Annotated in this window: 15 protein-coding genes; 10 read left to right on the top strand and 5 right to left on the bottom strand. The window is 73.7% G+C overall.

Going from position 1 to position 14,855, the window contains the following annotated elements:
* Positions 1-67: 67 nt before the first annotated feature.
* Positions 68-874, top strand: coding sequence for a YveK family protein (locus ACXNSR_RS16340; protein WP_458642737.1), 807 nt, complete (start codon positions 68-70; stop codon positions 872-874).
* The gene (locus ACXNSR_RS16335; RefSeq protein WP_458642736.1) at positions 871-2,013 is read left to right on the top strand and encodes a GNAT family N-acetyltransferase; all 1,143 of its coding nucleotides are present in this window, start codon (positions 871-873) and stop codon (positions 2,011-2,013) included. The genes ACXNSR_RS16340 and ACXNSR_RS16335 overlap by 4 nt, the downstream gene beginning before the upstream one ends.
* A gap of 5 nt (positions 2,014-2,018) precedes the next feature.
* Here ACXNSR_RS16335 and ACXNSR_RS16330 read toward each other — a convergent pair whose 3' ends face one another.
* Complete coding sequence (locus tag ACXNSR_RS16330) at positions 2,019-3,734, bottom strand: glycoside hydrolase family 26 protein (RefSeq protein WP_458642735.1); 1,716 nt, start codon at positions 3,732-3,734, stop codon at positions 2,019-2,021.
* 293 nt (positions 3,735-4,027) lie between these two features.
* Here ACXNSR_RS16330 and ACXNSR_RS16325 point away from each other — a divergent pair, with 293 nt between their 5' ends.
* The 5 genes from ACXNSR_RS16325 to ACXNSR_RS16305 all read left to right on the top strand — a co-directional run bounded on the left by ACXNSR_RS16325 (position 4,028) and on the right by ACXNSR_RS16305 (position 9,388).
* A complete protein-coding gene (locus tag ACXNSR_RS16325; protein WP_458642734.1) occupies positions 4,028-5,377 on the top strand; it encodes a carboxylate--amine ligase in 1,350 nt (449 codons plus the stop codon).
* Positions 5,378-5,408: 31 nt separating this feature from the next.
* Positions 5,409-6,710 (top strand): NAD(P)-binding domain-containing protein, encoded by a 1,302-nt coding sequence (locus ACXNSR_RS16320; RefSeq protein WP_458643318.1) that lies wholly within the window; start codon positions 5,409-5,411, stop codon positions 6,708-6,710.
* Between the two features lie 24 nt (positions 6,711-6,734).
* Complete coding sequence (locus ACXNSR_RS16315) at positions 6,735-7,043, top strand: hypothetical protein (protein WP_458642733.1); 309 nt, start codon at positions 6,735-6,737, stop codon at positions 7,041-7,043.
* 12 nt (positions 7,044-7,055) lie between these two features.
* Positions 7,056-9,143: a SpoIIE family protein phosphatase gene (locus tag ACXNSR_RS16310; RefSeq protein WP_458642732.1), complete on the top strand. Its 2,088-nt coding sequence runs from the start codon at positions 7,056-7,058 to the stop codon at positions 9,141-9,143.
* Positions 9,144-9,238: 95 nt separating this feature from the next.
* The gene (locus ACXNSR_RS16305; protein ID WP_458642731.1) at positions 9,239-9,388 is read left to right on the top strand and encodes a hypothetical protein; all 150 of its coding nucleotides are present in this window, start codon (positions 9,239-9,241) and stop codon (positions 9,386-9,388) included.
* A 39-nt stretch (positions 9,389-9,427) separates the two neighbouring features.
* On the opposite strand, the gene ACXNSR_RS16300 is transcribed toward ACXNSR_RS16305, so the two are convergent.
* Positions 9,428-9,865 (bottom strand): DUF6299 family protein, encoded by a 438-nt coding sequence (locus ACXNSR_RS16300; RefSeq protein ID WP_458642730.1) that lies wholly within the window; start codon positions 9,863-9,865, stop codon positions 9,428-9,430.
* A gap of 155 nt (positions 9,866-10,020) precedes the next feature.
* Here ACXNSR_RS16300 and ACXNSR_RS16295 point away from each other — a divergent pair, with 155 nt between their 5' ends.
* Together ACXNSR_RS16295 and ACXNSR_RS16290 are read left to right on the top strand one after the other, a co-directional pair.
* Entirely contained in the window at positions 10,021-10,611 is a 591-nt protein-coding gene (locus ACXNSR_RS16295) for a hypothetical protein (protein WP_458642729.1), read from the top strand.
* A 56-nt stretch (positions 10,612-10,667) separates the two neighbouring features.
* Complete coding sequence (locus ACXNSR_RS16290) at positions 10,668-11,162, top strand: DUF5949 family protein (RefSeq protein ID WP_030009737.1); 495 nt, start codon at positions 10,668-10,670, stop codon at positions 11,160-11,162.
* 84 nt (positions 11,163-11,246) lie between these two features.
* Here ACXNSR_RS16290 and ACXNSR_RS16285 read toward each other — a convergent pair whose 3' ends face one another.
* Positions 11,247-12,500, bottom strand: coding sequence for a cytochrome P450 (locus ACXNSR_RS16285; protein WP_458642728.1), 1,254 nt, complete (start codon positions 12,498-12,500; stop codon positions 11,247-11,249).
* A gap of 117 nt (positions 12,501-12,617) precedes the next feature.
* Positions 12,618-13,784, bottom strand: a complete 1,167-nt coding sequence (locus ACXNSR_RS16280; protein WP_458642727.1) for a low temperature requirement protein A — start codon at positions 13,782-13,784, stop codon at positions 12,618-12,620.
* A gap of 281 nt (positions 13,785-14,065) precedes the next feature.
* Between ACXNSR_RS16280 and ACXNSR_RS16275 the strand changes: the two genes are divergently transcribed.
* Positions 14,066-14,278 (top strand): hypothetical protein, encoded by a 213-nt coding sequence (locus ACXNSR_RS16275; RefSeq protein WP_030009740.1) that lies wholly within the window; start codon positions 14,066-14,068, stop codon positions 14,276-14,278.
* 22 nt (positions 14,279-14,300) lie between these two features.
* On the opposite strand, the gene mscL is transcribed toward ACXNSR_RS16275, so the two are convergent.
* Positions 14,301-14,795, bottom strand: coding sequence for a large conductance mechanosensitive channel protein MscL (mscL, locus tag ACXNSR_RS16270; RefSeq protein ID WP_458642726.1), 495 nt, complete (start codon positions 14,793-14,795; stop codon positions 14,301-14,303).
* Positions 14,796-14,855: the final 60 nt, after the last annotated feature.

Below are 14,855 nucleotides of genomic sequence, written 5' to 3'. Positions count from 1 at the left end.
CCCCCGCCCGAAGGGGTCCCGACGGGACCCGAAGGAACTCCCCTCCACCCAGGAAGCGAGCACGTCGATGGCCGACACGTCCGAGAAGAACCCCGAGAAGAACCCCGGGAAGACCCCCGAGAAGAAGGCTGACAGGAAGGCCGAGAGCAGGTCCGAGCGGAAGCCGGACCGCCGCTCCGAGCGCAGGCCCCGCCGCCGGAAGCCGTCGGCGCCGCTGTGGTGGCCGCTGCCCGCCTGCGCCCTGCTGGGGCTGGCCGCGGGCGGGGCGTACGGGGTGCTCAAGGCCCCCGAGTACGCCGCCACCAGCTACGTCGTCGTCGTACCCGGCGACAAGACCGAGCCGGCCACGGCCCTCGGCTTCGCGCAGGCCTACGCCCGGATCGCGACCAGCAGTTCCACCCTCGCCTACGCCCAGCCGCGGGCCGGCGTCAGCGCCGCGAAGCTGCGCAGCCAGGTACGGGCCGAGACCTCCCCCGAGTCCCCGATGATCGCCGTCACGGGTACCTCCGAGAGCCCCGCCGGGGCCGCCGACATCGCGAACGCGGTCGCCGACGCGCTGTCCCTGAGCAGCAATCAGGCCGCCAAGAACACCGGCGTCCAGCTGCTGCTCTTCAGCCAGGCGGTCGCCCCGACCGCGCCCGCCTCCCCGTCCGCCGCCATCAGCGGTGCCGTCGGAATGTGTGCCGGCGGACTGCTGGGCGGGCTGTGGCTGCTCGCCGGGCCGGGTCGCGCGCGGCGTTCCGCGGACGGCCGGACCGGGTCCGCGGCCGGGTCCCCGGTGGAGGCCGCCGCCCCGTCCCCGGCCGAGGAGTACGCCTCGTTGCCCGCCCAGGGCGAGCCCGCCCCGGCCAAGGAGAAGGAGTCCGTTCGATGAGTTCGGGCTCCGCCGGGGCCCTGTCGGTGACGCTGTGCCGCGACCCCCGGCAGTTCGCCGCGCTGGAGGAGTCCTGGAACAGGCTCTTCCGTAGCTGCCCCACCGCCACCCCCTTCCAGAGCCACGCCTGGCTCCACTCCTGGTGGCTGTCGTACGGCAAGGACGGCCGGCTCCGGATCGTCCTCGTCAGGCGCGGCGAGGAGCTGGTCGGCGTGGCTCCGCTGATGCTCGTGCACCGGCCGATGCCCCTGCTGGTGCCGCTCGGCGGACACATCACCGACTACTTCGACGTGCTCGTGGCCGCGGAGTGCGCCGACCAGGTCGTCCCGGCGCTGGCCCACGGGCTGCACCGGGCCGCCCGCGGCGCCGTCGTGGACCTGCGGGAGGTACGTCCCGGGGCCGCCGCCGAGGAGCTGTACCGGCAGTGGCCCGGAGTCTCCCGCATGCTCGCCGACTCCACGTGCATGGAGCTGCCGACCCTGCCGTTCGACGAACTGGTCAAGCGGATGCCGGCCTCCGGTGCCCAGCGGGTGCGGGCCAAACTGCGCAAGACCGACGCCGCCGGGATCGAGGAGCACGAGGTCACCGAGCAGGAGGTGCCGCGCGCCGTACGGACCCTGCTGCGGCTGCACGAGAAGCAGTGGCGCGGCCGCGGGGTGACGCCCGAGCACCTGCGGCCCCGCTTCGCCGAGCACCTGACCCGGGCCACGCGGCGGATGGTGCGGGCCGGGGAGAGCCGGCTGACGGAGTTCCGGCTGGACGGCAAGGTGGTGGCGGCCAACGTCACGCTGCTGTCGGCCGGGCTCAGCGGCGGCTACCTGTACGGGGCCGACCCCGACCTGCGGTCGCGGAAGGTGGACGTCGCGACGCTGCTGCTGCGCTACGAGGCCGGCCGGGCGCTCGCCGAGGGCCGGCCGGTGGTGAGCTTCCTGCGCGGCAACGAGCCGTACAAGAACCACTGGCGGCCCGCGACGGTCGTCAACCGGCGTCTCCTGCTGGCCACGGCGGCGCTCGCGCCCCTGATGCGCGTACACGAGTCGCAGATCATGGGGCGCGAGCGGGCGGTGGACGTCCTGCGGGAGGCACTGCCGGCCGCCAGGGACTGGCGGGCGCGACTGGGCGAACTGCGGGTGCGATGACCCGACTAGAAGGGCCAGAGACCGGACTCCTTGCCGAAGTCCAGCTTGATGCAGACCGACTGCGTGCCGACCAGCTTGGAGAGCCACTCGCCGAAGTTGAGCGGGACGCACCAGTGCCGGCTGTTGACCGGCGGCGGCGTGGGCTGCGGCAGGGGCTTCGGCTGCGTGGGCTCGGGCTTCGGCGTGAGCGGGCTCGGGGCGACGGGGCTCGGAGCGACGGGGCTCGGGGCGACCGGGCTCGGGGCGACGGGGCTCGGGGCGACCGGCGAGGGTGCCGGGACCTGGGGCGTCGGGACCGCGGGCGAGGGCCGGGGGGTGGGCTCGGGATCCGGGTCGGGATCCGGGTCGGGGTCGGGGACCTCGGGTGTCGGGACGAGCGGGCTCGGTGCGACCGGGCTCGGGACGGCGGGGCTCGGGACGGCGGGGCTCGGGCTGACCGGCGCCGGGCCGACCGGGCTCGGGACCACCGGTGTGGGCGCCGGGACCGCGGGCGTCGGGACCTGAGGTGTGGGGACCAGAGGGGTCGGAGCAACCGGCGTCGGGACCACGGGTGTCGGGGCCACCGGCGTGGGCGTGGGGACCTCCGGCTTCGGGACCGGCGGCGTGGGCACCTGCGGCGTGGGCACCTGCGGGGTCGGCACCTGCGGGGTCGGCACGACCGGCGTGGGTACCGCGGGGGTCGGGACCACCGGGGTCGGCACCACGGGCGTGGGCACCACCGGGGTCGGGACCACCGGGCCGGGCCGCACGGGCGTCAGCGCGTCGCGGAAGGCCTTCGAGGACTCCGGGTTCTGCTTGCACTGCCACACGCCGTGCGGGCAGTAGTCGGTGATGGTGTGGTAGAGCGGCTTGTGCTGCTCGATCCACTTCAGCATGCGGCGCACGTACTCGGGGTTGTCCCCGCGCCGGAACAGCCCCCACTCCGGGTAGGAGATCGGCTTTCCGTGTGCTTTCGCGAAGTCGACCTGCTGCTGGAGCCCGTACGGCTGCTTGATCTGGTCGTCGAAGGTCTGGCCGGGACCCTGGTCGTACGAATCCATTCCGATGACGTCGACCACGTCGTCGCCCGGGTAGCACTTCGTCCAGCCGATCGCGTCCGTACCCCTGTTCGGGGCGAAGTCGAACGTGAACTCCTGCCCGGGTACGGCGCGCATGGTGGTGACGATGCGCTTCCAGTACGCCTTCCAGTTCTCCGGGTCCGGTGCGCACCGGTGGGTGTAGGTGACGCCGTTCATCTCCCAGCCGAGCACGATCACCGTGTCCGGGACGCCGAGCTCCACCAGCCGCTCGGCGAGCCGCTGGAAGTGCCGGTCGTACTGGCCCTGCGCGCCCGCCCGGATCAGCTGGACCACCTGGTGGTCGGGCACCCGGCTCTCGTTCCGTTCCTGCATGGGCACGTTGAGCACGAACATCCGGTCGTCCCCGGCCCGGCGCCAGTCGGCCCAGTTCTTCAGGAACGAGACCCTGCCCTCGATGCCGGCCCACTTGTCGCCGGGGAGATAGGTGTGCCCGACCCGGACGTTCTTGCCGCCCAGCCAGCTCGACAGGTACGGGATCCGGGCCACCCCGGGCGGCCCGTAGTCGAGATAGGCGCCCATGGCGATGTCGGAGCCCCCGGGCCGGTCCTTCTCCGGTGTCGCGAGCGCGGCACCGGTGGCCAGCAGTCCGGCCGTGACCGTACCGATGCAGGTGCTCGCCAGTCGGCGACGTGGTCTGGGCATGGCGTCTCCCGAGCTTTCCTGAATCGGTGTGCTTTCCGAAGACGTTAGGCATCAGATCTGACGAACGGCCTGTTCGGTGACTGCCGCGTAGGCCATTAGCAGGTGCACACCACCCCCGCTTGGTCCGACTAGGTGAAAGACGCCGTTCCATGCCCGCGTATCTCAACCACGTGCCCGCCGTTGTGCTCAGACTCGATCGGAATCCGTTCCACCACGGAACCCTCGGCGCCGTCAGATCCCTTGGCCGCAAGGGTGTGGAGGTCCATGCCGTCGTCGAGGCCGGGGGAGGTCCCATGGGGCGTTCGCGCTATCTGCGCGCCGTGCATCCCGGGCCGGCGGGCGGGCTGGACCCCGAGGCGCCCGAGGCGCTGCTGGAGTGCCTGACCGGGGTGTCGGAGCGGATCGGCCGTCCGGCAGTGCTCATCGCCATGGACGACCTGAGCGCGATCGCCGTGTCCCGGGTCGCGCCGATGCTCCGCGAGCGTTTCCGGATTCCCCATCAGCCCGACAACCTGCCCGCCCGGGTGGCCGACAAGGCCGAACTGTCGCGGCTCTGCGCGCGGTGGGACGTCCCGCACCCGGAGACCGTGATCCCGGCGAGCGGGGCCGAGGCGGCCGAGGCGGCCTGGCGGCTGGGCCTGCCGGTCGTCGCCAAGTGGAGCCGGCCCTGGCTGCTGCCCACCGCGGCCGACGGGTTGCGCAGCACCATGCTCGTGAACACCACCGCCGAGGCGCGCCGGCTCTACGAGCGCTCCGCCGAGGCCGGCAGCAGGCTGCTGCTCCAGCGGTTCCTGCCGGCCGGTCCGGACACGGACTGGTTCTTCCACGGTGCCTTCGCGCGGGGCGGGCGTCCGCTGCTCGCGGGCTCGGGCCGCAAGGAGCTGTCCTGGCCGGTACGGACGGGGCTGACGGCCGTGGGGCGCTGGCTGCCGGATCCTGCGGTGGAGGAGGCGGGGCTGCGGCTCGCCGAACGGCTGGGCTACCAGGGGATCCTGGACCTGGACTTCCGCCGCGACGAGCTGGGCTGCTTCCGGCTGGTGGACTTCAACCCCCGGCCGGGCGCGCAGTTCCGGCTGTTCGCGGACTCGGCCGGGCTGGACGTCGTACAGGCGATGTACCTGGACCTGACGGGCCAGCAGGTACCGCAGCCTTCGGGCGGCCCGGGCCGGGTGTTCGTCGCGGAGAACTACGCGCTGCTGGCGCGGGCCCGGGGCGGGTCGATGCCGCGCCGCCCGGCGGCGGTCCCCGCGGCCGCGGCCGGCCCGGCGCGGGCGTCCGCGTCCCCGGGCCCGGCGGCAGGCGCGGGTGCGGGTGCGGGTGCGGGCACGGGCAGGGACCGGGGGGCGGCCCCGGAGCGGGCCGCCGAGCGGGGGAGCGTCGAGACGGCCTGGTTCGCCGCCGACGATCCGCTGCCGTTCCTGGCGATGCTCGGCGCCCTGCTGGGGCGGGGCGCGGGCAAGGGGGTCCGGGCGCTGCGCGGGGTTCCGGGGCAGGGCCGCCGTACGGCGCTCGCGGTCGTCCGCGCGCCCCGGCAGCGCGGCCGGAACCAGGAGCCGGCCGGGTCGGGCGGTCCCGCGGTGCCGGCCTCCCGTCCCGTTCCGCCGGAGACCTCGGCCGAGCCGGACGAGTTGGTGTCCCGTTGACCATCGAGCTGGAGGAGCGGAGTTGACGCGGATCGACGATCTCGTGGTGATCGGTGCGGGCCCGTACGGACTGTCGATCGCCGCCCACGCGGCGGCCGCGGGGCTCGACGTACGGCTGCTGGGGCGGCCCATGGCCTCGTGGCGCGACCACATGCCCGACGGCATGTACCTCAAGTCGGAGCCCTGGTCCTCCAACCTGTCCGCGCCGGACGGGCGGCACACCCTGGCCGACTACTGCGCCACCCTCGGCATGACCGCGGAACACGGCACTCCGCTGCCGATCGGCACGTTCAGCTCGTACGGGATGTGGTTCGCCCGGCAGGCCGCGCCGGAGGTGGAGGAGGTGACCGTCCTGGAGGTGACCCCGGAGGGCGACGGCTTCCGCGTGCGCACCGCCGAGGGGCCGCCCCTGCTCGCCCGCGCGGTGGCCCTCGCGGTCGGGGTGATGCCCTTCGTCCGCCACCCCGAGGCGCTGGCGGACCTCCCGCCCGCCCACTACTCGCACAGCAGCGGCCACCGCGACCTGAGCCGGTTCGCGGGCCGGGAGGTCGCCGTGCTCGGGGCCGGGCAGGCGGCCCTGGAGACCGCGGCCCTGCTGGCCGAGCAGGGCGCCCTGCCCACCCTGGTCGCCCGGCGCTCCCGGCTGAACTGGAACACCGTCCCGCAGCCGTTGGACCGGCCCCCGCTGCGGGCCCTGCGCGATCCCCACAGCGGCCTCGGCACCGGCTGGCGCAGCTGGGTGTGGTCGGAGCTGCCCTGGGCGGTGCGCCGGCTGCCCGCGCCCACCCGGGAGCGGATCGCGGCGACGGCGCTGGGACCGGCCGGCGCCTGGTGGCTGCGGGACCGCTTCGAGGGGCGCGTCCCCGTCCTGCTCGGGCACCGGCTGCACCGGGCGGTGGCGGTGGGTGGGCGGACCCGGCTCGGGCTGACCACCCGGGCGGGGGAATCCGTGGTCCTGGACACCGAGCACGTCATCGCGGCCACCGGCTTCGTCCCGGAGCTGGCCCGCCTCGGACTGCTCGACGCGAGGCTGCGGGCGGCGCTGGGGACCGTGGGGGGAAGCGGGGCGCCGGAGCTGAGCCCCGGGTTCGAGTCCTCGTGGCCCGGACTGTTCTTCGCGGGGCTGCTGACGGCTCCCTCATTCGGCCCTTCCATGCGATTCGTACACGGCGCGGGCTTCACGGCGGGGAGACTGGTGAGAGGAGTCCGCAAGCGCCTCGGTGCCCGGGGTTCGCGGCCGGGTTCCCCCGGTGTCGTCCGGCCGGTCCCGGCTGCTTCCCCCGGGCCCGTTCCGGGGGTACCCCCAGGGCATCCGAAGACGTATCTGCGGTGAGATCCGCGGAGAGAGGGGTCCGTGATGAGCTCGGAGCGAGCGCAGGGCCGCGGCTGGGTGCGTATTCCCGCCAGCCGCGGGGAACAGCCCGCCGGTCGGGCCAGGGCCGCCGGGTACGACCGCGCCCCGCACGCGGGCCCGTACGCGGGGCCCTACGCAGGGCCGCACGCAGGGCCGTATGCGGGCCCGTACGCGACGGCCTCCCACGCCGACCAGCCCACGATCTACCTCTCCCTGGTCAAGCGCTGGAGGGAGGCCGGGCGCACCCTGCCGGGGCATCCTGACGAGGAGTGGGAGCGGCTGATCTCCCAGCCGTGCTGGCCCGGCCGTTAGGTGGTGGGGAACGTGGCAGCGGCGGAACGGGACGGACCCGAGCCGGTCCGGCGGCCCCCCGTGACCGTGCCCGGGGAGCGGTTCGCGCTCAACGGCATGGGGAGCCTCGAATGGGACCTGGGCGCCGGGACGGTGGTGCTGGACGAGGCCGCGATGAAGGTCTTCGACCTGGGGCCGGGGGAGTTCGACGGAACCGTTCCCGGGGTCGGGCGGCGCATCCCGTCCGCGGACGGGCTCCGGCTGACCCGGATCGTCGAAGGCGTCCTGGCGGACGGCGGGGACACGTACGGCGCGTACTTCACGGTGAAGCGGCGCGACGGGCGCGACCAGTGGACCCACACCTCCGGCCGGGTGCTCCGGGACGGCGCCGGGCAGCCCGAGCGGATCGTGGGGATCGTCCGGGACGCGACCGCCGAGCTGGCCCACGCCACGCTGCTGCGCAAGCTGGAGGCGGCGCGCGCCCAGCAGACGACGATCGTGCAGCGGACCACGGAGGCCCTGTCGCGGGCGGTGACGGTCGACGACGTCACGGCCGCGCTGACCGGGGCGGGCGCACTGGAACGGCTCGGTGCGGACGGGCTGGCCCTGGGGCTGGTCGAGGGCGGCACCATCAAGATCATCGCACTGAGCGGGGAGTCCCTGGAGATCCTCAGCGAGCGCCGGTTCACCCGGCTGGACGGTTCGCTGCCGCTCTCGCACGTGGTCCTCACCCGGCAGGCACGTTTCGTCACCTCGCTCACCGATCTCGGCGGCGAGTTCCCGCCCCTCGCGGACTACCTGAACCGGATCCGGTACGACGCCGCCGCCTATCTGCCGCTGATCGCGCAGGCCAAGGCCATCGGCGGGCTGGTCCTCTTCTACCGGCGGCGCACCGAGTTCAGCCCGGAGGAACGCAACCTCTGCCTGGGCCTGGCGGGCATCGTGGCCCAGTCCCTCCAGCGGGCGCTCCTCTTCGACCAGGAGCGGGAGTTCGCGACCGGCCTGCAGGCCGCCATGCTGCCGCGCCGGATCCCGGAGATCAGCGGCGGGGAGATCGCCGTCCGCTACCACGCCGCCTGGAGCGGGCGGGAGGTCGGCGGGGACTGGTACGACGTGATCGCGCTGCCCCGCGACCGCGTGGGCGTCGTGGTGGGCGACGTCCAGGGCCACGACACGCACGCGGCGGCGATCATGGGCCAGCTGCGGATCGCGCTGCGCGCGTACGCGGGGGAGGGCCATCCCCCGTCGACCGTGCTGGCACGGGCCTCGCGCTTCCTCGCCGAGCTGGACACCGAGCGTTTCGCCACCTGCATGTACGCGCAGGTGGACCTGGAGACGGGCGGCGTACGGGCGGTCCGCGCGGGACACCTCGGACCCCTGATCCGGCACACGGACGGGCGTACGGGCTGGCCCAAGGTGCGCGGCGGCCTGCCGCTCGGGCTGGCCTCGCTCTTCGAGCACGAGGAGTTCCCCGAGACCCGGCTCGACCTGGTGCCCGGGGAGACCCTGGTGCTGTGCACGGACGGCCTGGTGGAGGAGCCGGGCACCACCATCACCGCGGGGATGGACGCCCTCGCCCAGGCGGTGCGCAGCGGCCCCCAGGGCGCCGCGGCCCTCGCCGACCACCTCTCCGACCGGCTCTGGGAGCGCTGGGGCTCCGGGGACGACGTGGCCCTGCTGGTGCTGCGCCGTGCCCCGGACCCGGGCACCCACCGGGCACCGCGCATCCACCAGTACGTCCACCAGGCCGACCCGGAAGGCCTCTCCGAGGCCCGCTACGCCCTGCGCCAGGCCCTGCGCGACTGGGGCATGCCGGAGCTCGCCGACGACGTGGAGCTGGCGGCCGGGGAACTGCTGGTCAACGCCCTGCTGCACACGGACGGCGGGGCCGTGCTGACGATGGAGGTGCTGCCGGAGCCGGTCCGGCGGATCCGGCTGTGGGTCAAGGACCGCTCCAGCGTGTGGCCGCGCCGGCGCACCCCGGGCGAGGCGGCCACCACGGGGCGCGGGCTGCTGCTGGTGGACGCGCTGGCCACGCACTGGGGTGTGGAGTCCCGGGGTGACGGCAAGGCGGTGTGGTGCGAGTTCGACGCGAGCGGCAGCCCGCGGAGCACCGGGTGAGCGCCCGGACACGCCGAGTTGTGGGCGGCGGGAGCCGGGGCGATGATGCCGACCATGGAACGGAACGCACTGTGCGCAGGCTGAGCAGGGGTGCCGTGACCGGCATCCTCGCCGCGCTCCTGCTGGCCGCCGGAGTGCCGGCGGTCGTGGGCCGGACGACGGGACGGCCGCACGCGGACCCCGGGTGCCAGGCGGTGGCCTTCATGTCGATGACGGGCGTCGCGCCCGAGTGCCGGTCCCGGTAGCGGCGGCTACCGGGAAGGCGTGACGGCCGCGCACGGGCTTCAGTGCCTGCGGACCTCGACGTCCTGCCTGTCCTGGGCGACCGTGGCGACCGACCTCGGCATCAGGCCCGACAGCTGGACCTCCTGGAGCTCGGCGGTGACCACGGCGTGGCCCGGGCGCACGTTCACCCAGCGGCCCGGGGCCGTGGCCACCCAGCGGCGCTTCGTGCCGTCGCAGACGGGCTGCTCCGCGCCGATGCTCAGCCGGCCGCCCTCGTGCTCGACGGTCGCCTTGATCTGCATCGCCCCCGTGGGTGAAGCCTGCTCGCAGTGGTACGTCCCGGAAAGGGTGAAGGTTCCGTCGCCCGAGACGTACGCGTCGTGATGTACGGAAATACCTTGATTGAAAACCGTGGCGCCGGCCGGAGCGCAGAACAGAGTGGTGGCGGCCAGTGCGGAGAAGGCCGCCAGGGCCATTCGGCGGGGGGAGACGTGCATTCTTCCTCCTGGGGGTGTGGGCGGTGGTATTCCGCCGGAACGCATTGTGGTGGCAGGTGGGCGTACGCACTTGCTCCGCAGGCTCGTGTCGTTGTTCGCAATTACTTGCCGGGGCGCGTGAAACTGGCCGCAATACGTCCCCGAAGGGATCACGCATGCGCCAGCCCGCCCGCCCCCTGCCCGCCCTCGCCCTGCTCCCGCTCCTGCTGTTCGGTGCCGCCGCCTGCCAGAGCGCCCCGGAGCCGGGCGCCCTCGCGCCCGCCGCCGCGCCGCCGGTCGTCGTGGACGACGGGGTGCCGGGCGGGGCGGAGGCGTCCGGACGCAGCGGTGCGAAGGACGCCCGTGTCGGCGGCTCCGCACGGGTGCACGGCAAGGAGATGGGCCGGCACCTCCAGGTCGACCTCGGGGCCTTCGTGGACCCGGCGATCAGCGTGGACAAGAACTTCGCCCCGCCCGCCGGGAAGCGCTGGGTGGCCGCCTCGATGTCCTTCGTCAACGTGGGAGGAGCCTCGTACGGGGCGCTCGGACGCATGTGGGCGCATGACAGCGCGGGGCGGCGTCACCCGGTGGTGAAGACCGGCGAGCTGACGACCGGCAAACCGATCGTCTTCGATTCCCTCGAGGTGGGTGAGCGGGCCGAGGGGTGGGTGGTGTTCGAAATTCCGGAAAGCGTGCGCATTGCGCGGCTCCAGTACCAGGACGCGAACATCCGGTCGAATTCCGGAGAGGGATTCTGGGCCGTATAGCCCGCCCGGGTGACGGGCCGTGAAAGGCTCGGCGGCGAGACCACTAGGGTGCGCGCATGACTTCTACTCAAGCCGAAATCGACCGGTCCCAGCTCGGCACCCTTTCGGTGCTCGCCTGGATCGGAGACCCCGAAGAGGCGCACGACATCCCGTACCTCCTCGCCTACACCCTCGGTGACGGACCGCAGGGCCGGGAGGCCGGCGAGGCGGCCGCCCGCGGGCTGCTGGAGGAGATCGGCCTGCCCATCGGCGACGTGGTCATGGACGGCACCCTCAAGGCGGCCACCTTCCCGGTGCAGATCCTGCTGGAGGGCAACCAGATCGCGCTCACCCTGCCGGGGATGAACGCGCGCTGCACCGCCCCCGACGAGTGGGTCGCCGCGGCGGACGAGAGCGGGCAGGCGTACTTCCTCTTCGCCACCCGTGCCTGGCCCGAGGCCGTTCCGGGGCAGCCGGTCGCGCCGGAGACCCTGCAGGCCTTCGCGGGCGACGAGTCCGTGCTCACCAGCAGCGCCCACTGCGTGCTCGCCGTGCGGCGCGTGCAGCGATAACCGCAGGCGGGGCGCCGCCACCACCCGCTCCGGCCGCCGGGCCCCCAGCCTGCCCGGTGGCCGGTTCCGTTTCCGGGACCGTGGTCAGGGCCGTTCGAAGGCGAACCGCAGCGAGCGGACCCGGTTGTCGAAGTTCGAGCCGGCCAGGTCCGGCAGGCCCACCGCCCGCAGCCCGACCGGCCGGGTCAGCAGCTCACGGAAGAGGGCCTTCATCTCCACCCGGGCCAGGTGAGCGCCCAGGCAGAAGTGCGGGCCACCGCCGCCGAATCCCAGGTGCGGATTGGGCGAGCGCGTGATGAGGAAGGCGTCCGGGTCGGGGAAGACGGCCTCGTCGCGGTTGGCGGAGGCGTAGTAGAGGACCACCTTGTCGCCCGGCCGGAACACGTGCCCGTCCATGGTGTGCTCGGCCGCCACGGTCCGGCGGAACTGGATGATGGGCGTCGAGTGCCGGATCATCTCGTCCACCGCCCCGTCCGCGTACTTCTCGAAGTCCGAGAGCAGCAGGTCCCGCTGGTCCGGATGGTCGGTCAGCAGCGACAGCCCGTGGGTGATCGCGTTCCGGGTGGTCTCCACCCCGGCGACCATCAACAGGGAGAAGAAGGCACCGAGCTGGCGGGCCCCGAGGGCCTGGCCGTCGACGTTCGCGCAGACCAGCGCCGAGATCAGGTCGTCGGTGGGGTGCTTGCGCCGCTCCCGCCCGATGCCCGCCACCATCCGCTGCATCCGGGCGAGCGCGCGCAGCCCGCGCCCGGGCATCCGCAGCCGGGAGGCCAGGCCCCGCTCCACACCGATGTTCTCGGAGGCGTGGTTGACCCGGTCGGCGATCTCGGCCCGGTAGCGCTCGGGGATGCCCATCATGTTGCAGATGACCTCCAGGGGCAGCCGCGAGGCCACGGCCGAGACGAACTCGTCGGGACCGTCCTCCAGTACGTCGTCCACGATCCGGGCCGCGACGGCGTGGATGTCCTCCTCGGCGGCCGCCAGCAGGCGGGGCGTGAAGGCGCGCTGCACGATCTTGCGCAGCTGGGCGTGGTCGGGGCCGTCCAGGTTGACCATCGAGTCCCCGAACAGGGCCCGCACCCAGCGGGCCGGCTCGGGGGTGGTCACGCCGGGGGCACTGGCGAACACCTTCGGGAGGCGGCTGGCCTCCTGTACCTGGGCGTGGCGGACGAGGGCCCAGTGGCCGCGCCCGGACCCTTCGGGGACGAACACCGGGCCCTCGGCCGCGCGCAACCGGGCGAAGGCAGCGAGGCGGTGGGCGGGGGGCTGCTGCCAGAAACCTGGCTCGGCCAGCTCCGCGCCGGGGTCGGTGCCGTGGCGTTGGGCCGGGAGTGTCATGGCAGGGCCTCCAAAGGGTGCGCGTCGTCCTGCGCTGGAGAACGGCGACGGGGCGCGGGAGTGACGGTTCGGCGGGGTACGGGTGCGGGCGTGGGTGCTGGGTGGACGGCCCGGGGTTCAGACGGCGGCGTGGGCGGCTGCGGTGCCCCGCGTGGACAGGGTGAGGCCGACCGCCACCGTCAGTACCCCGATGAGGCCCGCCCACAGGACGGCGTACGTGCCCGACCAGGTGCAGGCGAGCGTCACGAGGGCGGACACCGGCAGGACCAGCTGCTGGGCGAGGCCGCGCTTGAAGTGGCGGGAGTGCAGCAGCCACACCATCAGCAGGAACAGCGCGGTCGGGACGGTGACGGCGGCGTTCGCGGCGACCTGGGAGATGTGCGCCTTGCCCACCGCGTGCTCGACCGCGACCTCGATGCCGGCACCGATCGCCGCGCCCGAGAGGAAGATCAGCAGGTGCCCGTAACCCCAGGGGATGGCCTCGCGGTTGGAGTTCAGGTGCTGGTGCATCGGCACGGCGAAGTAGATCCACCAGGCGGCGAAGACGATCAGCAGCCCGCCCGCGGCGATGGGCAGCAGCTGGTCCAGCGCCTCGTGCTCGTCGATCGCGGACTTGACCGCCACCGTGGCCGCGGCGATCGTCTCCCCGAGCACGATGATGGTGAACAGGCCGTACCGCTCCACGATGTGGTGCGCGTGCCAGGGCGTCTGGTGCCCGCGCTCGGCGATCACCGGAACCGCCAGCTCGGCGACGAGCAGGACGACGAACAGCCAGCGCTTCAGGTCGTCGGGGACGAACAGCAGGCCGATCCAGCCCAGCTGGCAGATCACCAGTCCGGCCGCGTACTTCAGGGCCGACCTCCGGGCCTCGCCCTGCTCCCCGGCGGCCGCCCGCAGCCACTGCGCCGTCAGGGCGACGCGCATGATGATGTAGCCGGTGACCGCGACCGCCCAGTCGTTGTCGTCGAAGGCCCGGCTCACCCCGGCCGCGTACACGAGCACACCCGCGATCTGCACGAGCGTCGCGATCCGGTACGGGACGTCGTCCACGTCGTACGCCGAGGCGAACCAGGTGAAGTTCATCCAGGCCCACCACACGCCGAAGAAGACGAAGAAGTAGCCGACCACCCCGGCGCCCGGATGGCCCTCCGCGAGCGAGTGCACCAGCCGGGCGCCGGCCTGGGCGATGGCGACGACGAAGCAGAGGTCGAAGAACAGCTCCAGCGGGGTGGCGGCACGGTGGAGTTCGCCGGGGCTGCGAGCGGTCATGGGGGAGTAGGCCATACCGGCCAGGAGACCAGAGGCGGGGGCCTGCGGCGGGGCGGACGCGCGGCCCGTGCGGCCCCTGTGCCCCGGGCGGATGCGAGGCGCGGTCCCCGGCCGCGCAGCGGTCACGGACGGAGGCGGGCGCCGTCACCGGCCCCTCATCGGCTTCGGCGCCACGTGCCCGGCGGTGTGCCGGCGGCCCCGCGCCCGCCGCCCCGCAGCCGGGGCGCCCGGCCGGACCGGGCCGGGGTCCGGGCGGGGGTCCGGGCCGGGGCAGCGGGCGGCCGTACCCTGGAGGCATGAGCAGCGCCCCCGCCCCCGACCCGCAGGCCTCGCGTACCGCCCCCGAGGCCGACAAGCCGCGGCCCAAGCCCAGGCTGGTCTTCGACGACCCGCTGGACCAGCAGTCCTCGGACGACACCGACCGCGGCTGGGGCGAGCGGCCGCCCGCCGGCGGAAGCGCGGCCGACCTGGCCCGCTTCCTCGACGAGAAGCCCCCGCACCACGTCTGACCGCGCGAGGCGGCCGGAGAGGTCAGAAGCCGCCGCGTGAACCGGTGGGGGGCGTGCCGCCGCCGCCGCGCTGTGCGACCAGGGCGTCCCGGATCTCCTTCAGGAGCTCCAGCTCGGTGATCTCGACGACCTCCTGGACACCTTCCTTCGCCTTGCGCCGGGCCTCCTGCCTGGCGAGGTACTTCGCCATCGGCAGCACCATCAGGAAGTACACGACCGCGGCGGTGATGACGAAGGTCAGCGTCGCGTTCAGCACCGCGCCCCAGAGGATCTCCACACCCGTCGGCTGGCCGTCCGGGCCGATGGCGCAAGGAGCCTTCAGGCAGGACTTGTAGCCTTCCAGGCTCTTGGTGCCGACCGCGCCCACCACCGGGCTGATGATCCCCTTGACCACCGAGTTCACGATGTTCGTGAACGCGGCGCCGATGACCACGGCCACCGCCAGGTCGACCACGTTGCCGCGCATCAGGAAGGCCTTGAAGCCTGCCAGCACGCTCTCCTTCTTCTTCTCGCTCACGACCGAGCCTTTCTTCACATCTGCCGAACACGGAGTCAACGGTTCCGAAAACTACGGCAG

Source organism: Streptomyces sp. NC-S4 (assembly GCF_054353315.1).
The sequence above is the reverse complement of the archived record's forward strand: the minus strand, read 5'-3'. Positions and strand labels throughout refer to the sequence as shown.